This window comes from Curtobacterium sp. MCPF17_050, assembly GCF_003224435.2.
Classification (GTDB): Bacteria; Actinomycetota; Actinomycetes; order Actinomycetales; family Microbacteriaceae; genus Curtobacterium.
Map to the genome: position 1 here is coordinate 294,067 of NZ_CP126250.1, position 21,472 is coordinate 315,538.

Sequence of the window (21,472 nt, forward strand, 5' to 3'; positions counted from 1 at the left end):
TCCGTCCCGGGGTGGTTCGGCGACGGAACATCCGTCGTCCGCGGACCTGTGGCAGCGGTCGCCGTCTGCGGAGCAGGGTGGGACCATGCCCGATGCACCCACCACCGCCGTCCTCTTCGACATCGACGGGACCCTCGCCGACTCGAACTACGCCCACATCGACGCCTGGTGGCGGGCCTTCCGTGCCGCGGGGGAGTCGGTGGACGCGTGGCGCATCCACCGGGCGATCGGGATGGACTCGTCGAAGTTGCTCGAGGGGCTCCTGCCCGACGCCTCCGACGAGGTGCGTGACACGGCGAAGCAGTTCCACACCGCGTTCTACTCCGAGCACATGCCGCAACTCCGCCTGCTGCCCGGGTCCCGCGAACTGCTCGAGGCCGTCGCCGCGCGCGGACACGCGGTGGTCCTCGCGACGAGCGCGCCGCAGAACGAACTCGACCGTCTGCTCGAACTCCTCGACGCGGACGAGTGGGTCACGGCGGTGACGAGCGGTGAGGACGTCGAGCAGGCGAAGCCGGCCCCGGACATCATCGGGGTGGCACTCGAGAAGGTCGGCGTCGACGCCGGGTCCGCCGTCATGGTCGGCGACGCCATGTGGGACGTCGAGTCCTCCGGCCGCGTGGGGGTCACGTGCGTCGGGGTGATGACCGGCGGCATCGGTGGCGACGAGCTCCGGGGAGCCGGGGCGGCCGCCGTGTACGACGACGCGGCCGCGCTGCTGGCGGACCTGGACGACAGCCCGATCGGCTCGCTCGGTCGCCACGCGTGACGCGCGTGCCGGTGCGTGCTCCGGCGCACCGGCCACCGTGTCAGGATGGACGATCGTGATCACCATCGAACGCGTGCCCTGGGAAAACCCGCGCGGAGTCGCACTCCGCGCGACCATGGACGAGGAGATGCACGAGCGCTACGGCGACTCGAACCCCGGTGAGGCCCCCGAGGTCACGGCCGAGCGGAACCGCGTGCTCTCCGTGGACCCGACGACGGTCGTGACCTCCCTGCTCGCGATCGACGAGGACGGCTCCGTGCTCGGGCACATCGCGGTGCGTCGGCTCGGGGACGAGATCGAGTTGAAGCGCCTCATCGTGTTGGCTGCCGCGCGGGGCAAGGGAGCGGCGACCGCGCTGCTCGACGAGTGCGCGCGGGTCGGGCGAGAGCAGGGGGCCGAGCGTCTGATCCTGCAGACCGGCGACAAGCAGCCCGAAGCCGTGGCGCTGTACGAGAAGACCGGGTGGCAGCGCATCGACGTGTACGAGCCGTACGCCGAGACCATGCCGTGGTCGTACTGCTTCGCGAAGGCACTCTGACCCTCCCCGGAGAAGTGCCGGTCCGGGATTGCACTATTCCGCTGGAAGTGCAATTCTTGGCCGGTGAGCACGACTGACCGCACCCGCGCCCTCCGGCGCAGCATGGTGTCCGAGGCGCGGCGCGCGGTCGTCGACGGCGGTCTCCAGGGCTTCACCATCGAACAGCTCTGCGAGCGGGTCGGGGTGTCGCGACGGACGTTCTTCAACCACTTCGCGTCCAAGGAGGACGTGGTCCTCGGCATCGAGCTGCACGCCGACACCGAACTCCTCGCCGCCTACGCCGCTGGATCGGTCGTCCCGTCGGACCTCGCCCCGCTGCCGTCCGTGATCGCGCTCCTCATCGAGCAACTACACGTCGCCGGCATCGACCGCACCGACGAAGCGCTCGTCCGGCACGTCTTCGAGCGCGAACCGGCCCTCACCGCCCGGTTCCTGTCGGCGACCGACACCCAGATCGCGAAGGTGGCCGACGCGGTCCGCGAGCGCTTCGACTGGACCGAACCGGACGACCCGCGCGCTCGGCTGGTGGCCGAGGCCGCGGTGGGTGTCGTGCGGGTCAGTGCAGCCACGTACTTCGACGACGACTTCGACGAGGCGACGGGGCCCCGGTTCGACGAGCTCCTCGAGTCCAACCTCCGCCTGATGACGGCGGCCATCTCCACCCCCGCCCCGGGAGGCACCCCATGAGCGCACCAGCGCCGAGCACCGCGCGCCGCGGACGCCAGCAGGCCGACGGGCCGCTGCTCCTCACCCAGCGCCGCATCTGGATCATCTTCTCTGCGCTGATCGCCGGCATGCTCCTGTCGAGCCTCGACCAGACGATCGTCTCCACCGCGATGCCGACCATCGTCGGCGAGCTCGGCGGCGTCGCGCACCAGGCGTGGATCACGACGGGGTACCTGCTCGCCTCGACGATCGTGATGCCGATCTACGGCAAGTTCGGTGACGTCCTCGGGCGGCGGAACCTGTTCCTCATCGCGATCGCGCTGTTCACCCTCGCCTCGCTCGGCTGCGCGCTGTCGACCGACTTCTGGCAGTTCGTCGTCTTCCGCGCGCTGCAGGGCCTCGGCGGCGGCGGGCTCATGATCCTGTCGCAGGCGATCATCGCGGACATCGTGCCGGCGTCCGAGCGTGGCAAGTACCTCGGACCGCTCGGTGCGATCTTCGGCCTGTCCGCCGTGGGTGGCCCGCTGCTCGGCGGGTTCTTCGTCGACCACATGACCTGGAACTGGGCGTTCTGGATCAACATCCCGGTCGGCATCGCCGCGTTCGCGGTCGCCTGGTTCGCGCTGACGCTGCCGAGCAAGAAGGCGACGAAGCGCATCGACGTCCTCGGCGTCGCCCTGCTGTCGGCGACCACGGCGTGCCTGGTCTTCTTCACCGAGTTCGGCGGCAACCGCCAGCACGGGTGGGACGCCCCCGAGACCTGGGCCTGGGGTGCCGGGTTCCTCGTCGCCGCAGCGCTGTTCGTGTTCGTCGAGTCGCGCGCCGCGGACCCGATCATCCCGCTGTCGTTCTTCCGCAACCGCACGTTCGTCATCGCGACCGCGATCGGCTTCGTGCTCGGACTCGGCATGTTCGCGGCGATCGGCTTCGTCCCGACGTTCCTGCAGATGGCCTCGGGCACGTCCGCGGCGGTCTCCGGGCTGCTCATGCTGCCGATGATGGTCGGCCTGATCGGGACGTCGATCGTGTCCGGGACGCTCATCACGAAGACCGGGCGGTACCGCGCGTTCCCGATCGTCGGCACGCTCGTCGTCGGTGCCGCGATGCTGGGCATGACGACCCTCGCCGCGAGCACCCCGATCTGGCTCATCTGCGTGTACCTGTTCGTCTTCGGCGCCGGGCTCGGCCTCATCATGCAGGTGGTCGTCCTCGTGGCGCAGAACGCCGTCCCGCCGGAGCAGGTCGGCACGGCGACCTCGACGAACAACTACTTCCGCGAGGTCGGTGCCTCCCTCGGCGTCGCCGTCTTCGGAGCGCTCTTCGCCTCGCGTCTGACCGACGCCCTGACCGACGTCTTCCGCGGCGCGGGTGGCAGCGCCACGGACGCCGCGAGCGCGAGCGCGAGCATCGACCCGACCTCGCTCTCGAAGCTGCCGCAGGCCGTGCAGGACGGGATCGTGAACGCCTACGCCGACTCCCTGTCGCCGGTGTTCTGGTACCTGCTGCCGTTCATCGCCGTGGCGTTCGTGCTCGCGCTCTTCATCCCGCAGATGCGGCTCGCCGACGTCGCCGGCATGGTCGCGCGTGGCGAGGCCGTCGGCGGTGCCGAGGCCGACGAACTCGAGCGGTCGCGCCGGGCGGGCGTCGAGCGGGCAGAGGCGGAACCGGTCACGGCGGCCACCGGGTCGGTCCCGACGGCCGGCCGGGACCGGTAGCCGCACCGCGAGGCGCCCCTGCGGACGCGGTCCGGGCCTCCCGGCGTCCCGGCCCGGCCGCTCCCGCTAGCGTGGGCGCATGCGCGTCGGAGTCCTCGACATCGGTTCGAACACCGGTCACCTGCTCGTCGTCGATGCCCACGGAGGAGCGGCGCCGCTGCCGGCGTCGTCGTTCAAGCAGGCGCTCCGGCTCGCGGAGCACCTCGACGACCGCGGCGCGGTGACGCAGGTCGGGATCGACGCGCTCACCGACTTCGTGTCGCAGTCCGTCGGCGTGGCCGAGGACCGCGGGTGCGAGGAGATGCTCGGCTTCGCGACCTCGGCGGTGCGTGACGCGGTCAACTCCGAAGCCGTCCTGGCCCACGTCCAGGAGCAGACCGGCGTCGAGCTGGCGGTCCTGTCCGGGTCCGACGAGGCCCGGCTGACGTTCCTCGCCGTCCGGCGCTGGTTCGGCTGGTCCGCCGGGCGCCTGGCGGTGTTCGACATCGGCGGTGGGTCGCTCGAGATCGCCGGCGGTGCCGACGAGGCCCCTGACGTGGCGTGGTCGATGCAGATCGGGGCCGCCCGCCTCGCGCGCTCGTTCTCCACCGCGGGGACGCCCACGGACGACGACGTGCGGCGCATCCGACACGAGATCCGCGTCGAGATCGCCCGTGACGCCGGTCGGCTGCTCCGTGCCGGGGCGCCGGACCGGGCCGTCGCGACCTCGAAGACCTTCCGCTCGATCGCCCGGATCTGCGGCGCTGCCCCGTCGGCCGCGGGCGCCCTCGTCCCGCGGGTGCTCGACGGTGCGGTGCTGCGCGAGCGGCTGCCCGCGCTGCTGACGATGACGGTCGAGGAGCTCGCCGCGCTGCCGGGCGTCTCCCCGAGTCGAGCGCACCAGGTCGTCCCCGGTGCGCTCGTCGCCGAGGCGTGCCTGGACATCTTCGACCTGGCGTCGCTGGAGATCTGCCCGTGGGCGCTCCGCGAGGGGGTCATCCTCGAACGGCTCGACCAGCTGTCCGTGCTCGGCTAGCCCCTTCCCACGAGCTGCGGGAGCGTCACCTGCGGGGCGGAGCCAGCAGCCAGGGGCGGATGAGCTTCGTCACGAACGGCAGCACCCAGAACGTCATGATCGGCGTGAGCACGAGCGTCGTGATGAGCACACGGGGCAGCGCCGACAGGCCCGCGAAGGACGGCAGCAGCCAGCCGACCAGGATCGTGAAGACGAGGTTCACCGGGAAGAACCCGAGCCAGATGCTCACCGCCTGCTTCCAGCGCGGGGGAGCGGTCGAGGCCGGGGCGTCCTGCGGCACGTCGAACCACCCCTCGATGCCGGTGCGCTTCTCCACCCGCGACTCGACGACGAGGTCACGGCCGAGGTCCAGCCAGCGCAGCCGGTCGTCCGAGTTCTCCCACGTCGTCAACGAGTCGTGGTCGGCGAACCGGTAGAGCATGTGCCACTCGCGGGACCGCGCCGTCGACCGCACCCATCCGGAGCCGAGGAACCCCGGGTAGCGGTTGGCGAGGTTCACGCCGGACTGCACCCAGCGGGTGACCTCCGGGATGCGGTCGGGTTCGACGAGGCGGGTGATGGACACGGTGACGGGCGGGCCGGCGGTCTCGGGTGACGACGGGGCCCCCGTCGCCGGTTCCTGACCGATGCGCCAGCGGCGGGCAGGCCGTGCCGATGGGGAGGGGCTTCCTGGCTCTTGTGGAGTCATCCGACCAGTGTCCCGCCGGTCGTGTTTCACGCGCATGTCACGTGAATCCTGCGATCTGGTGAGCGACATTGATGTGTGATACATTGCCGTCATGCTTGCGCTCACCGCCCTCGCCGTCCCGATCCTCCTCGCGTCCACGCTCCTGGTGCCGCCGGTCGCTCCCGAGCAGGAGGTGACCACGGCCCCAGCAGTCGTCGCGCGCCTCGAGCAGGTGGGCGCCACCCAGTCCGAAGGTGACATCGCCGCCGTGCGTCAGCAAGGAGGGGCGACGCTCCTCACCGATCCCGACACCGGGCAGGTCGTCGCAGCGGTCTCCCAGCGATCAGCGCTCGGGCGCGCGTTGAACCCGATCGGCCCGGGGTGTTCGACGACGTCGCTCTGCATGCGCTCGAGTTCGCACGTCCCGTACGGGTACAGCGGGACTGGGTCTCGCTCCGGGACGTGGAAGTCGATCAGCGACAACCGTGCTGGTGATCGCCGGTCGCGTTTCGAGTGGAGGGGCGGCGCGATGACGCTCTCGGCTGGGGAAGTCAACTACTTCGGCCGCCCGGTGACCATGACGAGGATCAGCCGCTGAACGACCACGACGTGGCAGTGCGCACGGCGGGCGAGACCGGCTCGCTGCGACTGCGTACATTCGAGCCATGAGCACGACCGACAGCGAGGCCCGCGGCACGGAGCGCGGGCGGAACGAGACCCCGGCAGAGCGCTGGGACCGCAACTGGAACGACATCCAGCAGGAGCTCCGCATCGTGCAGACGGGCACGCAGATCCTCGCCGGGTTCCTGCTGACGCTGCCGTTCCAGCAGCGGTTCACGGCACTGACCGCGCAGCAGGAGACGATCTACCTCGTGCTGGTGGTCCTGGCCGTCCTCGTCACCGTGGTCGCACTGTCCGCGGTCGCCACGCACCGACTCGTGTTCCGACAGCGGCAGAAGCACGACCTCGTCCGCGTCGGGAACGTCATCCTGCTCAGCGCGCTCGTCGCGAGTGGGCTCTTGTTCGCCGGCACGGTCCTGTTCGTGTTCGACGTCGTGCTCGGCGACCGCGGCGGGGTGATCGGCGGCATCGTCGTCTTCGTCGGCACCGCGGCGCTCTGGACCGCAGTGCCGCTCGCCCTGCGTCGGAGCCGCCACGACACGACCGCATGACCCGGGTGGTCAGCTGAGCCGTGCGGTCGGCCGCGCCGTGCGGTCAGCTGGCCTGCTTCTTCGTGGTCGTCTTCTCGGCGGCGGCCTTCTTCGCCGGTGCCTTCTTCGCGGGTGCCTTCTTCGCGGGGGTCTTCGCCGCCGACGCCTTCTTCGCTGGTGTCTTCCGCGTGCTGGTCCCGGTCGGCGCATCCTCGGTGTCCGCGGCGGCCTTCGCCCTCGACCGCCGGCGCGGAGCCTCGTCCTCGTCGCCCGACGAACCGGTTCCCGCGTCGCTGCCCGAGCGCCCGCCACTGCCGGACCGCGACCCGCCTCCGGACCGTGCCCGCGTGGTCCCAGACCGGTTCTTGTCCACGGACGCGCGCAGCGCCGCCATCAGGTCGATGACGTCCCCACCGGTGTCGTCGTCGTCGGCCGCGTCCTCGCCGAACGTCTCCGCGGTGTCGACGTCGTCGCCGGACTCCAGCTTCGCGTCGATGAGCTGCTGCAGCTCCTCCTGGTACTCGTCCGTGTACCGGTCCGGGTCGAAGTCGGTCGACATGCTCTCGACGAGCGAGGACGACATCTTCAGCTCGTTCGCGCTGACCTTCACCGACGTGTCGAGGGCCGTGAAGTCGGCCGCACGCACCTCGTCGCCCCACAGGAGTCCCTGGAGCAGCAGCACGTCGTCGTGCACGCGGAGCACCCCGAGCCGGGTCTTCTGACGGAGGGTGAACTGCACGATCGCCAGGCGGTCGGTCTGCTCGAGGGTCTTGCGGAGGAGCACGTACGCCTTCGGGGAGCGCGAGTCCGGCTCGAGGTAGTACGTCTTCTCGAACATCATCGGGTCGACCTGGTCGACGGGCACGAACTCGAGGACCTCGATCTCGTGCGACTGCTCCTGCGGCAGTTGCTTGAAGTCGTCGGAGGTGAGGACCACGGTCTTCTCGCCGTCGTCGTACGCCTTCTGGATGTCGCCGTACTCGACCTCGTGGCCGAGTTCGCAGACGCGCTTGTACCGGATGCGGGCCTTGTCCTCGTCGTGGATCTGGTGCAGCGAGACGTCGTGCGTCTCGGTCGCCGCGTACACCTTGATCGGCACGTTGACGAGCCCGAACGCGATGGAGCCCTTCCAGATCGACCTCATGCGCTCATGATGCCCGGATGCATGCGGATCGGCGCTCAGTTCCGAGCGGATCGGCAGGTGCGGCGGGCGGCCGCTCGCCCTCCACAGCCGGGAGGCGCGGCTCGCGTTCTCCACGGAGGTCGCCGCTCCTGTGTCGCTGGCCCGGTTCCGCGAGCACGATGGGGCCATGAGCCAGCTCGACAAGCAGGACCCCCGGGAGCAGTACGCCCGTCCGCCGTTCCCCGCGCAGACGCAACAGGGGTCCGGCCGCGCAGCGGACCTCGACCCGCCCGCCGACCACGGCGAGACGAGCTACCAGGGCACCGGGCGGATGCGCGGGTACCGCGTGCTCGTGACCGGGGCGGACTCGGGCATCGGTCGGGCCGCGGCGATCGCGATGGCGAAGGAGGGGGCGGACGTCGCCCTGAACGCCCTGCCCGAGGAGATCGAGGACCTGACCGAGGTGCGGGACGTCATCGCCGACCTCGGTCGCACGGCGGTGATGCTCCCGGGCGACCTGACCGACGAACCGTTCTGCGACGAACTCGTGCGGACTGCGGTCGACCTGCTCGGCGGACTCGACGCGCTGGTGCTCGTCGCCGGGTACCAGAAGGTGCACGAGGACATCACGGAGCAGACCACCGAGGACTTCGACCGGACGATGAAGGTGAACCTTTACTCACTGTTCTGGCTGACCCGGGCTGCGGTGCCGCACATGGCACCCGGCAGCGCGATCGTCACGACGAGTTCGGTGTCGGCGTACCTGCCCCAGGACCGGATGATCGACTACGCGGCGACGAAGGCCGCCATCATCACGTACACGAACGGGCTCGCCCGCCAGCTGGCGTCGAAGGGCATCCGGGCGAACACGGTCGTCCCCGGCCCGGTGTGGACCCCGCTGCAGCCGATCAGCTACCCCGGGGACGAGATCGCCGCCTACGGACAGGACACCCCGCTCGGCAGGCCCGCACAACCGGTCGAGCTCGCCGGTGCGTACGTGTACCTCGCCGGCCCGGAGTCGTCGTACACGTCGGGCACGACGCTCACGGTCGGCGGTGCGACCGGGGTCGCCCTGTGAGCCCGGTGACGAAGAAGACGACGGTGCAGGTCGGGGACCGTCGTCTGGCGCTGACGAACCTCGACAAGGTGCTCTACCCGGAGACCGGCACGACCAAGGGGCGGGTCATCGAGTACTACGAGCGCATCGCGCCGTGGATGATACCGCACGTCACCGGCCGCCCGATGACCCGGAAGCGGTGGGCGAACGGCGTCGACGGCAAGGTCTTCTTCGAGAAGAACCTGCCCGACTCGGCCCCGGACTGGATCCGGCACCACACGATCTCGCACGAGCACCACGACGTCGAGTACCCGGTGGTGGACGAGATGCCGACGCTGGTGTGGACGGCGCAGCAGGCCGCGCTCGAGCTGCACGTGCCGCAGTGGCGGTTCGGTCCGCGCGGCGGGCACCAGAACCCGGACCGGCTCGTCCTCGACCTGGACCCGGGTGAGGGCGTCGGGCTGCCGGAGTGCGTCGAGGTGGCGCTGGCCGCCCGGGCGGTGCTGCAGGGGATGGGACTCGAGCCGTACCCGGTGACCTCCGGGTCGAAGGGCATCCACCTGTACGCGGCACTCGACGGGAAGGCGACGGCCCAGCAGGTGTCGGACGTGGCGCACGAACTGGCGCGGGCGCTGGAGCAGGACATGCCGGACCTGGTCCTGTCGTCGATGAGCCGCGCGGAGCGGGCCGGCAAGGTGTTCGTGGACTGGTCGCAGAACAACGGCAACAAGACGACGATCGCGCCGTACTCCCTGCGCGGCCGGTCACTGCCGACGGTCGCTGCTCCCCGGACGTGGGAGGAGTTGACCGAGCCTGGCCTGGCACACCTGACGCTGGACGAGGTCCTCGAGCGGGTGCCGGTGCTCGGTGACCTGCTGCACCCGGTCGCCGCGGCGTCCCTCGGGGTCGGACGAGCCGATGCCGGGCACTGGGACGGTGCGCGCACGGAGGCGGTGAACGAGCGCGAGCGGCAGGAACGGCAGGAGCTGCAGGACCGCCTGTCGACGTACCGGGCCAAGCGGGACGCGTCCAGGACCCCGGAACCGGTGCCGCAGGCGTCGCCGACCGTCCGGACCGACGGGAAGCCGACGTTCGTCATCCAGGAGCACCACGCGACCCGGAACCACCACGACTTCCGCCTGGAGCACGACGGCGTGCTGGTGAGCTGGGCGCTCCCGAAGGGGGAGCCGACCGACCCGGGCGCGAACCACCTGGCCGTGCAGACCGAGGACCACCCGCTGGAGTACGGCGGCTTCGAGGGCGTCATCCCCGCCGGCGAGTACGGCGGGGGCACGGTCACGATCTGGGACGACGGGACGTACGAGCTCGAGAAGTGGCGCGAGGGCGAAGAGGTCATCGTCACGCTGCACGGACGGACGAACGGCGTCCGACGGCTCGCGCTCCTGCACACCCGGGGGCGCGGTCGCGGTGGTGACGAGAAGAACTGGCTCATCCACCGCACGAAGGACCAGCCCGACCAGGGCGCGGTGACGGACGGGGCGGACGCCGGGAGGGCCTCCCGGCCGAGCGCCGCGGGCCGTGAACGGATCGACCGGGCGGCGTCCGCGTCCACGGAACCGGCCGAGCGCCGCACCATGCAGGCGTCGCTGCAGAAGGGCGAGCCGGTACTCGACCCGCGCCAGTGGGCGTTCGAGATGAAGTGGGACGGGGTCCGGGCGCTGGCGACCGTCCGCGACGGCGCCGTCCGCCTGCTCAGTCGGAACGGCAACGACCTCACCGACCAGTACCCGGAGCTGCAGGAACTCGGGGAGCGGGCTGGGGTCGACGGCGTGTTCGACGGCGAGGTCGTCGCGCTCGACGACCACGGACGGCCGTCCTTCCAGCTGCTGCAGAACCGGATGGGACTGACGAAGCCGCGCGAGGTGGCCGCCGCACAGGCCAGCACCCCGGTGCGCTTGTTCCTGTTCGACGTGCTCGAGGCGGACGGCCACGAGCTCACCCGGCTCGGCTACACCGCCAGGCGCGAGGCGCTGACGACCGTGGTCGAGCCCGGAGGCGCGATCGAGGTGCCGCCGGCGTTCGACGGAGACCTTCCGGCGGCGATGTCCGCGTCGCGGGAGCGCGGGCTCGAAGGAGTCGTCGCGAAGAAGCGCTCTTCGCGGTACGTCGAGGGGCGGCGGTCCGAGTCGTGGCTGAAGCTGAAGCACCACGCCACGCAGGAGGTGGTCGTCGGTGGCTGGAAGCCCGGGGCCGGACGGCGAGCGGGGGGCATCGGCTCGCTGCTGCTCGGGATCCCCGGCGACGACGGCCTGGTGTACGTGGGCAAGGTCGGCACCGGGTTCCGCGACCGGGACCTCGACGAGATCGGCGCGCTGCTCGACGGGCTGGAGCGGGATGCGTCGCCGTTCGTCGACGTGCCCCGGGCGGACGCGCGCGATGCGCACTGGGTCGCCGCCGAGCGGGTGGCGGAGGTCGAGTTCGCGGAGTGGACGGGCGACGGACGGCTGCGTCAGCCGTCGTGGCGGGGCTGGCGCAGTGACAAGTCCCCGGAGGACGTCGTCCGCGAGGTCCCCGAGGAGGTCGTGCCCGACTGAGCCGGTCCGGAATCCGCATGCACGAGCATGAGGTCCGCCGGGGGCGAACTTCCGTCCCCCGTTGTCCGCGGCAGCGGGGGACGATCTCGGCATGACCGCCTGCTGCCGCGAGCGTGGCTGTTACGGTCCTCGAGACGGAAGGACGCGACATGGACGCGAGCAAGTACCTGCCGCCGTTCACGCAGGGACAGCGCGGTGACGCGGCGCAGGAGCCGCGTGGCGAGCAGGACGCCGCCGGGGGCGCGGCCGTCGGCGGACGACACGACGACCGGCAGATGGTGGACGCGGGCAGCGTCACCGACCCGGAAGCGACCTACGCCGACTTCCTCGGCGACCAGGTCGGCGACTGAACCGACCGCGCGAGACCGGCCCACGCTCCGGTCGAGCCGACCGCGTCAGACGGAGCTGCCCGGCGTCAGGCCGAGCCGACCGGCGTCAGGCTGCGGGTGCGGGCCCGTCCGCGGCGGCGCTGCCCGACTCCAGCGGCAGGTCCTCCTCGGCTGCGGCACGCTCGTCCGCCTCACCGGCGTCCGCCGCGGCGGCCTTCGCCTCGTCGATGGCCTCCTGCGAGGCACGCAGCGCTTCGTCGTTCCCGGGGTGTGCCTGATCAGTCATGTCCGCCACGCTACGCGGACGTCGCTGGACCGGTTCGGCGACGCAGGACCCCGTCCGGCACGACCGGCGGCCGTGGCTGGTCGAAGTCGACGGCCGAGGTCGGCGCGACCGAGGTCGGCATCGCCGGTGCGGGCGGCGCACCCTGGGCATCGGCCGCGTCGAGCACGGCACGGGTCGCCGCCGCAGCGATCCGCAGGGCGTCCTGCAGGGGCCTCGCCCGGAGCGCCGGGGTCCTGACCTCCACGCTCCACGGCTCGGCGAACCCCAGGCCGCGGACCGTACGGACGAACCCGGGCAGGTCCCAGGCACCGGAACCGGGCAGGTAGCGGCCGTCCCGCGACTCGTCGGCGAGCGTCATCCCGTTCGGGGTGTGCAGCAGTCCGTCGCTGAGCTCGACCGCGGCGAGGGCGGACGGCGCCACGCCCTGCGCGATCGAGGCCAGGGTCGACCCACCGCGCAGCGCGTGCATCGCGTCGAGCACCAGCCCGCCGTTCGGGTGACCCGCCACCACGAACCGCGAGGCGCGCTCGACGGTCGCCAGGTTCGACCACGGCTCCGGCTCGAGCACCAGACGGGCGCCGACGCCCTCGGCCTGCACCGCGAGGTGGTTCCACGCTTCACCCATCACTGCCGGTGACGCCCCGGGTACCGAGTGGTCCGCCCGCACGACGACCTGCCAGGCGGCCAGGGTCGCCGCTGCTTCGAGCAGGACGCCGCGGTCGGCCTCCTGGTCGTCCCGGCCCGGTGTCGACCACCAGTCACCGAGGGTGCCGAGCTGGACCCAGACCACGCCGGCGTCGTCGAGCATCCGGCGCAGGTCCGCGAAGCCGGTCGTGGCGCGGACCTCGTGCAGGTCGTCGAGCGCGAGAGCGAGCCCCGCGAAGCCGGCGTCGGCCACCGCGCGGACACGCTCCCGCACCGGTTCACGCCCGGCCCAGGTCCACGACGTGGCGAGCAGGTCGTGTTCCTCCACAGGACCACCTCCATGATCCGGACACGCTCGGCTGCCCCGTTGCAGCTGCTGCACGTCCTGTCTGCGGATCGCTGCCGTACCCCTCGCAGCGTTCGGGGTCCGGTGTACGCCGGGCGCCTCGGAGTCCTCCCAGGACGGCCGGCGTCCGGACCGAGCCGGGAGGGGCCGCGTCAGACGACGTGCGTCTCCACGACCCCGACACCGGCGACCGCCCCGCGCAGCACCGACCCGCGCGCCACCGGCCCGACGCCCTCGGGGGTGCCGGTGAAGAGCAGGTCGCCGGGCGCGAGCGCGACGGCACGGGACAGCGCGGCGATCGTCTCGGCGACGCTCCAGATCTGCTCCGCCAGGTCACCCGACTGCCGCAGGACCCCGTCGACGTGCAGGGTGACGGCCCCGGACGTCGGATCGACACCGGCTGCGGGGACGATCGTGCCGATCGGCGCGGAGTGGTCGAACCCCTTCGCCAGGTCCCACGGACGCCCGAGTCGCTTCGCCTCGGCCTGCAGGTCCCGGCGGGTGAGGTCGATGCCGACCGCGTACCCCCAGACGAGTCCGAGCGCGTCGGCGACGGACACGTCCCGGCCACCCCTACCGAGGGCGACGACGAGTTCGACCTCGTACTCCAGTCGGGCGGTCAGGGTCGGGTACGGGGAGTCGGCGCCGTCCGTCACGAGCGCGTCTGCCGGCTTGCCGAAGAAGAACGGCGGCTCGCGGTCCGGGTCGTGGCCCATCTCGCGCGCGTGCGCTGCGTAGTTGCGTCCGACGCAGTACACGCGACGGACCGGGAACCGGCCACCGGTGCTCGTGGGAACGGTCGGGAGGCCCGGCGCCGGGACGACGAGGTCGGTCACGCGTCCAGCGTGGCAGGCCGCGCCGGGAACACGAAGCGGTTCATCGCCCAGTAGCGGAAGACCATCGCGATGAGCGTGCCGATCACGGGGCCGCTGATGAAGTCGGCGAGTTCCTGCCCGGCGAGCGACACGTTCGGCACTTCCAGGCCGAGGACGTAGCGGGAGATCCAGAGCGGTGCCGAGTTGAGGCCGACGCCGATCACGCTGACGATGACGAACAGCAGGACCTCGTGGCCGGTGTGCAGCTCGCCACGGTCACCGAAGGACCACTTCTTGTTGAGGAAGTAGGACACGACCGTCGCGACGATGATGCCGATCGCCAGGGCCGTCACCGGGTGCTGCGGGATGACGAAGAACTTCAGCCCGTAGTTGATGCCCATCGTGATGACGAAACCGAGACCACCGACGACCAGGAACCGGAGCGCGGGGTGCTCGACGAGCGACCGGACAGAGAACGACTGCACCGGCCAACCCTAGACCGGCCGGCCGGACGCCCGCCGACCGGCACGCGTTCCGGACCGGCCGTCCGGTCAACGACCGGGAGCGGCCCCCTCGGTCTCGCCCTGTCCCGGGTCGCCACCCGTGCCGCCGTCCGAGGCCCCGTCCTGCGGCCAGCCGGTGAACTCCCATCCGGCGACCGCCTCGTGGTCCTCGCCGTTCGTGTAGGCGAACTCTCGAGCGGCGGCGCGTGCGTCGGTGAGGGCCGTCAGCAGGTCGTCGAACCGGTCGGACCCGTCGGCGACGCGGGTGAGCGCGTCGTGCGCGAGGGCGTACCGGTCCATGTCGTTCCGCATGAGCATGTCGAAGGGCGAGGTGGTCGTGCCCTGCTCGAGGAAGCCGTGCACGTGCAGGTCGTCGTGCCCGTGCCGGCGGTAGGTCAGGTTGTGCACGAGCGAGGGGTAGCCGTGGAAGGCGAAGACCGCGGGCGTGCCGGGCAGGAAGACCTCGTCGTAGCGCTCGTCCGACGCCGGGTGGTCGTGCTTGCGCGGGTCGCCGATCGACAGCAGGTCGACGACGTTGACCACGCGGACGCCGACGTCGGGCGCGTGCTTCCGGATGATGTCGGCGGCGGCGATCGTCTCGACGGTCGGGACGTCGCCGGCGCTGACGAGCACGACGTCGGCGTGGCCCACGGTCTGCTCCGTGCCGGCCCAGTCCCAGACACCGAAGCCGGCCTCCGCGTGGGCGACGGCGTCCTCGAGGGACAGGAACACCGGCTCGGGGTGCTTGCCGGCGACGATGACCTCGATGCGGTCCGTCGTCTCGAACGCGTGCGCGGCGACGGCGAGCAGCGTGTTCGCGTCGGCGGGCAACTTGATCCGGACCAGGTCCTGCTGCTTGGACGCCACGACGTCGAGGAAGCCGGGGTCCTGGTGCGAGAACCCGTTGTGGTCCTGCCGCCACACGTGCGACGACAGCAGGATCGTCAGGTTCGACACCGGTGCGCGCCAGTCGATGTCCGTCGAGGACTCGAGCCACTTGGCGTACTGACCGACCATCGAGTCGACGATGTGCGCGAACGCCTCGTACGTGTTGAACACCCCGTGGCGTCCGCTCAGCACGTACCCCTCGAGCATCCCCTCGAGCAGGTGTTCGGACAGCACCTCGATGACGCGACCGCGGGCTGCCATGTGCTCGTCACCGGCCTCCCGTCGGGCACGCCAGACCCGGCTCGTGACGTCGAAGACCGCGTCGAGCTTGTTCGAGATCGTCTCGTCCGGGCCGAACAGCCGGAACGAGTTCGGGTTCCGCTGCGTGAGGGCGGCGAGCCACGGCCCGAGGGTGCCCGTGGCGGACGCGTCCTCGCCGACGGGCACGGCGAACTCCTCGAGGCCCGGGCGGTCGAGGGCCGTCCGGATCCGGCCGCCGTTGGCGTGCGGGGTGGCGCTCATCCGGGTCTCGCCGGCGGGACGGATCGTCTCGAGGATGCCGATCGGCCGGGCGTCCTGGTCGAACAGCTCCTCCGGCCGGTAGGAGCGCAACCACTCCTCGAGCTGCCGGCGGTGACCATCGTCGTCGCGGACGTTCGGCAGCGGGACCTGGTGCGCGCGGAAGGTGCCCTCGACCTGCTCGCCGTCGACGACCTTCGGGCCGGTCCAGCCCTTCGGGGTCCGGAGCACGATCATCGGCCAGCGCGGGCGGAGGTCCGCGGCGCCGGCCATCTCGCCGGCGGCGGCTCGGGCGGCCTGTGCCCGGGCGGCGGCCTGGATGTCGTCGATCGTCGCGAGTGCCCGGCGGAGCGCCCCGTCGAACAGGGCGTGCACGGCGAACGGGTCGTGGTCCACCCGGCCGGAGTCGACCACGATCGGCTCGTAGCCGAGTCCGCGGAAGTACGCCTGCAGGTCCTCGTCGGGGATCCGCGCGAGGACGGTCGGGTTCGCGATCTTGTACCCGTTCAGGTTCAGGATCGGCAGGACCGCGCCGTCCGACACCGGGTCGAGGAACGTGTGCGCCTGCCAAGACGCCGACAGCGGACCCGTCTCGGCCTCGCCGTCGCCCACGACGCAGGCGACGACCAGGTCGGGGTTGTCGAGCGCGGCGCCGTACGCGTGCGCGAGGGAGTAGCCGAGCTCACCGCCCTCGTTGATCGACCCCGGGGTCTCCGGTGCCGCGTGCGAGGGGATGCCGCCGGGGAACGAGAACTGGCGGAAGAACCGCTGGAGCCCGGCCGTGTCGGGCGTGATGTCGGGGTAGAGCTCGTTCCACGTGCCGTCGAGCCACGCGTTCGCGTTCATCGCGGGGCCGCCGTGGCCGGGACCGCAGATGTAGAGCACGTCGCGGTCGGTCTCGCTGATGACGGCGTTGAGGTGCGCGTACACGAGGTTCAGCGCCGGCGACGTCCCCCAGTGCCCGAGCAGCCGCGGCTTGATGTCCGAGGGCTCCAGCGGCCGCTCCAACAGCGGGTCGTCGAGCAGGTAGATCTGCCCGACGGTGAGGTAGTTCGCGGCGCGCCACCAGGCGTCGATCGCGCGGATCCGGTCGGTGGACGAGTGCGACGTGGGCATGCCCCACACGCTACGAGAGAGCCGATCCGGGAAATCCAGAAAACCCTCCAATCCGATCGGCGCAGGGTGCCGAATCACTGTCACAAGCCGGGAACGGCCCGCAAGCGCTCACCAGCCGCACATCGCTGGTTCTCCACCCCTTCGCGGGGTGTGTTCGGCGCGCATCCCATTCCAGATCCGCGCCGAGCGCGACAAGCAAAGGAACGAAGACATGCGCAAGTCCCTGAAGACCTCGATCACCCTCGCCACGACCGGTGCCCTCGTGCTCGGCGGTGCAGCGTTCGGCGTCAGCGCCGCGAACGCGTCCACCCCGGCGGTGCACACCGTCTCCAGCTCCGCGTCGAAGATCCCCGCCCCGGTCGCGTCGGTCCCCGAGGTCCTCGGCGGCGACACCTCCGTCGCACTCGACAAGGGCTTCACCGACGCCCTGACCTCGCTGAAGCTCACCCCGGGTGTCTCGGGAGATGCGACCCTGGAAGACGGCGCCGTGTCGTTCCCGATCACCTCCGGCTCGGTCACCTACTGGAGCCCGGACGGCAACTACCGCCCCTACGTCCAGGGTCTGCTGAACCACGACGACTCCGGCCTGACCCTCAAGGCCGGCGACACCACCGTCACGCTCGAGAACTTCGTCGTGAACCCGGGCTCCTCGAAGCTCTACGGTGACGTCCTCGTCAACGGGGAGGTCGCCGCCCCGAACGCGTTCCTGTTCGAGCTGCACGGCGGCTCCCTCAAGCCCCTCCAGCTCGAGGGCGACAACGCGATCCTGACCGGCACCACCGTCCACATCTCCCAGGACGCCGCGGACCTGCTGAACCAGACCTTCAAGACCGACGCCGTCAAGCGGGGCCTGCTCGTCGGCACCGCCACCATCACCGCCCAGATCAAGTAACACCCGATCTGACGCACCACCAGAACGCCGTCCCGCACACCGCGGGACGGCGTTCTCGCGTCCCCGGAACCAGACGCCCGGGGTCAGCCGCGCCGGCGCCACCAGCGGGTGGGCCGGGAACCGGACGCCCGCTCGGCCGCAGCGACCGCATCGGCCGCGAACCGGGCCTCCCGGCGGTCCTTCCACGCGACGACCTCTGCCTCGACGTCCCGCATCGGGGTGACCACGGGCGGGCCGCCGAGCAGCTGACGGCGGGCCTCCTTCACCCGGGCGTTGAAGTCGACCAGGACGTCCCGCACGTCGGACTCGGCCGACAGCGCGTCGAGGTGGTCGTCGAGTTCGGCGTCCTCGGTGCGCAGGGCCAGAGCGGGCGGGGCGATCCCGCGGATGTCCTCGCGCTCGATCTTCGCCTTGATCCACCAGTTCGGGTCGTGCTGCTCACCGAGCCCGGGGAGCGGCTTGCCGTGGTACGGGTTCCCCTCGAAGACCCCGCGTCGTTCGGCCTCGGCGATCTGGGCACGCGCGTGCGCGGCGACGTCGGCGGCCTTGAGCAGTCGACGTTCCTCGCGCTCGGCGCGGACCTCGTCCGGGTCGAGCGAGCCCCGCTCGACCTCGGCGTCCACGAGCTGCTGGTAGCGGTACCGCGCGGCCTTCCGCAGGCGGTCCATCCGGGCATCGACGTCGTTCATCGTCGGACCATGATGCGCCCCACCACCGACTGCCACCCTCAGCCGCCGTCCACGGACAGGACGAGGAGCCGATGGACGCAGGACTCGGACAAGACGGACGCGGCGGTCCAGGGTCGCAGAGGTGGAATCCCTGCCCCTCTGGTTGCTCTGTCTGGTCTTCGTCGCTGGCGCGGCCGTCATCTGGGTCGCCGGCATCCAACTGTCGAAGACCACCGACGTGCTCGACGCCCGGCTGCACCTCGGCAGCGCGCTCGGCGGACTCATCGTCCTGGCCGTCGCGACGAACCTGCCCGAGATCGCCATCACCGTCAGCGCCGGGCTCTCCGGGTCGATCGAGGTGGCCGCCGGCAACATCCTCGGCGGCATCGCGATCCAGACGGTCGTCATCGCCGTGCTCGACGCCTTCGGCAAGCGCGGGAAGGGCGTCGAGCCGATCACGTACCGGGCGGCCTCGCTGACCCTGGTGCTCGAAGCGATCGTCGTCGTGGCGGTCCTCGCCGTCGTCATCGCCGGGAGTCAGCTGCCGCCGGACCTGGTCGTCGCGCGGCTCACTCCGGACGTCGTGCTCATCGCCCTCATCTGGATCGCCGGGCTGTTCCTCGTGCAGCGCGCCGGCAAGGGACTCCCGTGGCACGAGAGCGGTCACGCCCCGGACGCCAGCCCGCACGCGTCCGGACACCGGACCCGCAAGCCGGACACCCCGCCGATGAGCACCCGGAAGGCCGCCGTCGTCTTCACCGTCTCGGCGCTCACGACCCTCGTCGCCGGTGTCGTGCTCGAGCGGGCCGGTGACGCGGCGTCCAGCCAGATCGGGCTCTCCGGCGTGCTGTTCGGCGCCACCGTCCTCGCCCTGGCGACGAGCCTGCCGGAGATCTCCACGGGCCTCCAGGCGGTCAGACAGGGCGACGACAACCTGGCGGTCTCGGACATCTTCGGCGGGAACGCGTTCCTGCCCGTCCTCTTCCTGGTGGCCACCGTGCTCTCCGGCAAGGCGGTGCTGCCGCAGGCGAACGCGAGCGACGTGTACCTGACGGCGCTCGCGGCACTGCTGACGCTCGTCTACGCCGTCGGACTCGTGTTCCGGCCGCAGCGTCGGGTCATCGGGATGGGCGTCGACTCGTTCCTCGTCGTCGTGCTCTACCTGCTCGGCATCGGCGGGCTCGTCGCGATCACGCTCGGGTGAGCGCCGCCCGGTCGCGGTCAGTGGTCGGCCGCGACCTCCTCGATCGTCAGCGCCGCCTGGATGAGCGCCAGGTGGGACAGCCCCTGCGGGATGTTGCCCATGAACGCCCCGCCCTCGCTGAGCATCTCGCTGAACAGCCCGACGTCGTTCGCCTGGTCGACCATCTCGTCCATCAGCGCCCGCGCGTCGTCGGTGCGGCCGACGCAGGCCATCGCGGCCGCGAGCCAGAACGAGCACGCGACGAAGGGTGACTCCTCGTCCTCGATCCCCGAGTAGCGGTAGACGAGCGGACCGCGCTGCAGCTGCTCCTCGATCGCCCGGATCGTCGACTCCATGCGAGGCCCCCGGTCGAACCCGCTCATGGCGTGCAGCAGGATCGAGGTGTCGAGGGCGTCGCTGCCCGGGTACATCACGTAGTGACCGCGCTCCTCGTCCCACCCCTTCTCGGACACCCACTGCTCGATGAGCTCGCGGTTCTCGATCCACTTCCCACGCGGGCCGTCGATCATCCCGGCGTCGTGCAGCTCGACGGCCGCGTCGAGGGCCTGCCAGCAGCCGATCTTGCTCGTCACGTAGTGCTGCGCGTCCTCGAGCTCCCACATGCCCGAGTCCGGTTCGACCCAGCGATGACACGCGTCGTCGGCCAGGTCCTGCAGCACCGATGCGGTCTTCCGGTCGAGGACGTTGCCGGCGCGCACGTACTGCTGCATGATCGCGAAGACGTCGCCCCACACGCCGAGCTGCAGCTGGTCGCCCGCGCGGTTGCCCACCGTGACCGGCCCGATGCCGTTCCACCCCGGGACGGTGCGCTCCTCGACCTCGTCGGTCTTCGAGCCGTCCAGGCCGTAGAAGATCGGCATGGTCTCGTCGTGCTCGGCGATGGTGCGCATCACCCACGACACGGCGGCGTGTGTCTCCTCGCGCAGCCCGAACCGGGTGAGCGCGTGCACCGTGTACGCGAGGTCGCGGACCCAGGCGAAGCGGTAGTCCCAGTTCTTCCCGCCGGTGCGGTCCTCGGGGAGGCTCGTGGTCGGCGCGGCCGCGATCGCGCCCGTCGGCGCGAAGATGAGCAGCTTCAGCGTGAGAGCGCTCCGCTGGACCGCTTCAGCCCACGGGCCGTCGTAGTCGAACTCCTCCGACCACGCCGACCAGTTCGCGATCGTGCGGTCCACGCCCTCGAGGCTGCGCTCCGGGTCCGGCAGGAAGATCGGTTCGTCGTGCGTGCCGACGACCGTCAGGATCGACTTCGATCCCTCGCTCGTGTGGAAGCGACCGGAGAAGCGCGGCCCGTCGTCGTGCACCGGTTCGAAGCCCTGCTCGACGATCGCGATCGTGACGCCGTCGATGCCGATCACGGTTCCGTTGCCGGTGTCCAGACGCTCCGGCTCGGCCGTGTCGAGCAGTGTCCCGGGTACGACCGCCCACTCCATCTCGACCGACCCCTCGACGCCCTCCACGCAACGGCCGATCTCGGCCCAGGGCAGACGACCGGCGACACCGGTCACCATCGCGTCGGTCACGGTCGCCTTCCCCTCGGAGGTCGTCCAGGTCGTGACGAGGACGTTCGTCCCGGGCAGGTACTGACGGGAGGCTTCGGCGTCGTCGTCCACCGGACGGAGGGCGATGTGCCCGCCGTGTTCGGCGTCGACGATGCTCGCGAACACCGGCGGCGAGTCCATCGACGGGATCGGGAGCCAGTCGATCCGGCCGTCGCGGGCGATGAGGGCCACGGTCCGGCCGTCACCGATGGCGCCGTAGGACCGCAGCGGCACGTAGCCGTCGGTGCGCTCCTCGTTGTCGGTGGCGTCGGGTGTGTCTCGTGTCCGTTCCGGCATGGTCCCATCGTGCCCGGCGCGGCTCAGCGTGCCCCGCGCACCCCACGTACCCCGGGCGGCCGGCGGTGGGGCTCCAGGTGATGGCGGACGCCGCCGACCTCGTCACGGTCCGGCACACGCTGCGGCAGATCGTCGACGTCGAGGGGGACTGACCGGGCGGCGACGGACGG

At 71.3% G+C, this 21,472-nt stretch carries 21 protein-coding genes; 12 read left to right on the forward strand and 9 right to left on the reverse strand.

Annotated elements, in window-relative coordinates; genetic code table 11:
• Window positions 1–85 precede the first annotated feature (85 nt).
• The 5 genes from DEJ34_RS01450 (at window position 86) to DEJ34_RS01470 (ending at window position 4,703) form a co-directional block, all read left to right on the forward strand.
• Window positions 86–769 carry an HAD family hydrolase gene (locus DEJ34_RS01450; RefSeq protein WP_110891467.1) on the forward strand — a complete coding sequence of 228 codons (684 nt, stop codon included), beginning with the start codon at window positions 86–88 and terminating at the stop codon, window positions 767–769.
• Between the two features lie 55 nt (window positions 770–824).
• Window positions 825–1,307 (forward strand): GNAT family N-acetyltransferase, encoded by a 483-nt coding sequence (locus tag DEJ34_RS01455; RefSeq protein WP_258368424.1) that lies wholly within the window; start codon window positions 825–827, stop codon window positions 1,305–1,307.
• A 63-nt stretch (window positions 1,308–1,370) separates the two neighbouring features.
• Window positions 1,371–1,994: a TetR/AcrR family transcriptional regulator gene (locus DEJ34_RS01460; protein ID WP_181420710.1), complete on the forward strand. Its 624-nt coding sequence runs from the start codon at window positions 1,371–1,373 to the stop codon at window positions 1,992–1,994.
• Window positions 1,991–3,688: an MDR family MFS transporter gene (locus DEJ34_RS01465; RefSeq protein WP_110891469.1), complete on the forward strand. Its 1,698-nt coding sequence runs from the start codon at window positions 1,991–1,993 to the stop codon at window positions 3,686–3,688. The genes DEJ34_RS01460 and DEJ34_RS01465 overlap by 4 nt, the downstream gene beginning before the upstream one ends.
• A 79-nt stretch (window positions 3,689–3,767) precedes the next feature.
• Window positions 3,768–4,703: a Ppx/GppA family phosphatase gene (locus DEJ34_RS01470; RefSeq protein ID WP_110911990.1), complete on the forward strand. Its 936-nt coding sequence runs from the start codon at window positions 3,768–3,770 to the stop codon at window positions 4,701–4,703.
• 25 nt (window positions 4,704–4,728) lie between these two features.
• Here the strand turns inward: DEJ34_RS01470 and DEJ34_RS01475 are convergent, their stop codons facing one another.
• Window positions 4,729–5,268, reverse strand: coding sequence for an antibiotic biosynthesis monooxygenase (locus tag DEJ34_RS01475; protein ID WP_258368422.1), 540 nt, complete (start codon window positions 5,266–5,268; stop codon window positions 4,729–4,731).
• Between the two features lie 214 nt (window positions 5,269–5,482).
• On the opposite strand from DEJ34_RS01475, the gene DEJ34_RS01480 reads away from it, so the two are divergent.
• Both DEJ34_RS01480 and DEJ34_RS01485 read left to right on the forward strand, forming a co-directional pair.
• Entirely contained in the window at window positions 5,483–5,968 is a 486-nt protein-coding gene (locus tag DEJ34_RS01480) for a hypothetical protein (RefSeq protein WP_110911989.1), read from the forward strand.
• Between the two features lie 67 nt (window positions 5,969–6,035).
• Entirely contained in the window at window positions 6,036–6,542 is a 507-nt protein-coding gene (locus tag DEJ34_RS01485; protein WP_110911988.1) for a DUF6328 family protein, read from the forward strand.
• Between the two features lie 43 nt (window positions 6,543–6,585).
• On the opposite strand, the gene ku is transcribed toward DEJ34_RS01485, so the two are convergent.
• Complete coding sequence (gene ku / locus DEJ34_RS01490) at window positions 6,586–7,665, reverse strand: non-homologous end joining protein Ku (RefSeq protein ID WP_110911987.1); 1,080 nt, start codon at window positions 7,663–7,665, stop codon at window positions 6,586–6,588.
• A 166-nt stretch (window positions 7,666–7,831) separates the two neighbouring features.
• Between ku and DEJ34_RS01495 the strand changes: the two genes are divergently transcribed.
• The 3 genes from DEJ34_RS01495 to DEJ34_RS01505 all read left to right on the forward strand — a co-directional run bounded on the left by DEJ34_RS01495 (window position 7,832) and on the right by DEJ34_RS01505 (window position 11,606).
• Entirely contained in the window at window positions 7,832–8,722 is an 891-nt protein-coding gene (locus DEJ34_RS01495; RefSeq protein WP_110901954.1) for an SDR family oxidoreductase, read from the forward strand.
• Complete coding sequence (locus DEJ34_RS01500; RefSeq protein ID WP_110911986.1) at window positions 8,719–11,256, forward strand: ATP-dependent DNA ligase; 2,538 nt, start codon at window positions 8,719–8,721, stop codon at window positions 11,254–11,256. The genes DEJ34_RS01495 and DEJ34_RS01500 overlap by 4 nt, the downstream gene beginning before the upstream one ends.
• Before the next feature lie 149 nt (window positions 11,257–11,405).
• Window positions 11,406–11,606, forward strand: a complete 201-nt coding sequence (locus DEJ34_RS01505; RefSeq protein WP_110911985.1) for a hypothetical protein — start codon at window positions 11,406–11,408, stop codon at window positions 11,604–11,606.
• Between the two features lie 85 nt (window positions 11,607–11,691).
• On the opposite strand, the gene DEJ34_RS01510 is transcribed toward DEJ34_RS01505, so the two are convergent.
• The 5 genes from DEJ34_RS01510 to DEJ34_RS01530 form a co-directional block, all read right to left on the reverse strand.
• A complete protein-coding gene (locus DEJ34_RS01510) occupies window positions 11,692–11,871 on the reverse strand; it encodes a hypothetical protein (protein WP_146234194.1) in 180 nt (59 codons plus the stop codon).
• Window positions 11,872–11,881: 10 nt separating this feature from the next.
• Window positions 11,882–12,844: a sugar phosphate isomerase/epimerase family protein gene (locus DEJ34_RS01515; RefSeq protein WP_146236957.1), complete on the reverse strand. Its 963-nt coding sequence runs from the start codon at window positions 12,842–12,844 to the stop codon at window positions 11,882–11,884.
• A 170-nt stretch (window positions 12,845–13,014) separates the two neighbouring features.
• Window positions 13,015–13,698, reverse strand: a complete 684-nt coding sequence (locus DEJ34_RS01520; RefSeq protein WP_110891479.1) for a fumarylacetoacetate hydrolase family protein — start codon at window positions 13,696–13,698, stop codon at window positions 13,015–13,017.
• Window positions 13,695–14,162, reverse strand: a complete 468-nt coding sequence (locus tag DEJ34_RS01525; protein ID WP_220032730.1) for a GtrA family protein — start codon at window positions 14,160–14,162, stop codon at window positions 13,695–13,697. Before DEJ34_RS01525 ends, DEJ34_RS01520 begins: the two co-directional genes overlap by 4 nt.
• Before the next feature lie 66 nt (window positions 14,163–14,228).
• Window positions 14,229–16,703 (reverse strand): phosphoketolase family protein, encoded by a 2,475-nt coding sequence (locus DEJ34_RS01530; protein ID WP_110911983.1) that lies wholly within the window; start codon window positions 16,701–16,703, stop codon window positions 14,229–14,231.
• Between the two features lie 211 nt (window positions 16,704–16,914).
• On the opposite strand from DEJ34_RS01530, the gene DEJ34_RS01535 reads away from it, so the two are divergent.
• The gene (locus DEJ34_RS01535; RefSeq protein ID WP_284180697.1) at window positions 16,915–17,595 is read left to right on the forward strand and encodes a hypothetical protein; all 681 of its coding nucleotides are present in this window, start codon (window positions 16,915–16,917) and stop codon (window positions 17,593–17,595) included.
• 83 nt (window positions 17,596–17,678) lie between these two features.
• Here the strand turns inward: DEJ34_RS01535 and DEJ34_RS01540 are convergent, their stop codons facing one another.
• Window positions 17,679–18,284, reverse strand: coding sequence for a DnaJ family domain-containing protein (locus tag DEJ34_RS01540; RefSeq protein WP_110891431.1), 606 nt, complete (start codon window positions 18,282–18,284; stop codon window positions 17,679–17,681).
• Between the two features lie 121 nt (window positions 18,285–18,405).
• Here DEJ34_RS01540 and DEJ34_RS01545 point away from each other — a divergent pair, with 121 nt between their 5' ends.
• Window positions 18,406–19,467: a sodium:calcium antiporter gene (locus tag DEJ34_RS01545; RefSeq protein WP_110911216.1), complete on the forward strand. Its 1,062-nt coding sequence runs from the start codon at window positions 18,406–18,408 to the stop codon at window positions 19,465–19,467.
• 17 nt (window positions 19,468–19,484) lie between these two features.
• On the opposite strand, the gene DEJ34_RS01550 is transcribed toward DEJ34_RS01545, so the two are convergent.
• Window positions 19,485–21,302, reverse strand: coding sequence for a glycoside hydrolase family 15 protein (locus DEJ34_RS01550; RefSeq protein WP_110911215.1), 1,818 nt, complete (start codon window positions 21,300–21,302; stop codon window positions 19,485–19,487).
• Between the last annotated feature and the right edge of the window lie 170 nt (window positions 21,303–21,472).

What these genes read in the sequence shown, in the direction of transcription:
- DEJ34_RS01550 (WP_110911215.1), bottom strand. Translation starts at nt 21,302, where the DNA reads ATGCCGGAACGGACACGAGACACACCCGACGCCACCGACAACGAGGAG.
- DEJ34_RS01505 (WP_110911985.1), top strand. Translation starts at nt 11,406, where the DNA reads ATGGACGCGAGCAAGTACCTGCCGCCGTTCACGCAGGGACAGCGCGGT.
- DEJ34_RS01485 (WP_110911988.1), top strand. Translation starts at nt 6,036, where the DNA reads ATGAGCACGACCGACAGCGAGGCCCGCGGCACGGAGCGCGGGCGGAAC.
- DEJ34_RS01510 (WP_146234194.1), bottom strand. Translation starts at nt 11,871, where the DNA reads ATGACTGATCAGGCACACCCCGGGAACGACGAAGCGCTGCGTGCCTCG.
- DEJ34_RS01530 (WP_110911983.1), bottom strand. Translation starts at nt 16,703, where the DNA reads ATGCCCACGTCGCACTCGTCCACCGACCGGATCCGCGCGATCGACGCC.
- DEJ34_RS01465 (WP_110891469.1), top strand. Translation starts at nt 1,991, where the DNA reads ATGAGCGCACCAGCGCCGAGCACCGCGCGCCGCGGACGCCAGCAGGCC.
- DEJ34_RS01480 (WP_110911989.1), top strand. Translation starts at nt 5,483, where the DNA reads ATGCTTGCGCTCACCGCCCTCGCCGTCCCGATCCTCCTCGCGTCCACG.
- DEJ34_RS01495 (WP_110901954.1), top strand. Translation starts at nt 7,832, where the DNA reads ATGAGCCAGCTCGACAAGCAGGACCCCCGGGAGCAGTACGCCCGTCCG.
- DEJ34_RS01540 (WP_110891431.1), bottom strand. Translation starts at nt 18,284, where the DNA reads ATGAACGACGTCGATGCCCGGATGGACCGCCTGCGGAAGGCCGCGCGG.
- DEJ34_RS01450 (WP_110891467.1), top strand. Translation starts at nt 86, where the DNA reads ATGCCCGATGCACCCACCACCGCCGTCCTCTTCGACATCGACGGGACC.
- ku (WP_110911987.1), bottom strand. Translation starts at nt 7,665, where the DNA reads ATGAGGTCGATCTGGAAGGGCTCCATCGCGTTCGGGCTCGTCAACGTG.
- DEJ34_RS01535 (WP_284180697.1), top strand. Translation starts at nt 16,915, where the DNA reads ATGCGCAAGTCCCTGAAGACCTCGATCACCCTCGCCACGACCGGTGCC.
- DEJ34_RS01470 (WP_110911990.1), top strand. Translation starts at nt 3,768, where the DNA reads ATGCGCGTCGGAGTCCTCGACATCGGTTCGAACACCGGTCACCTGCTC.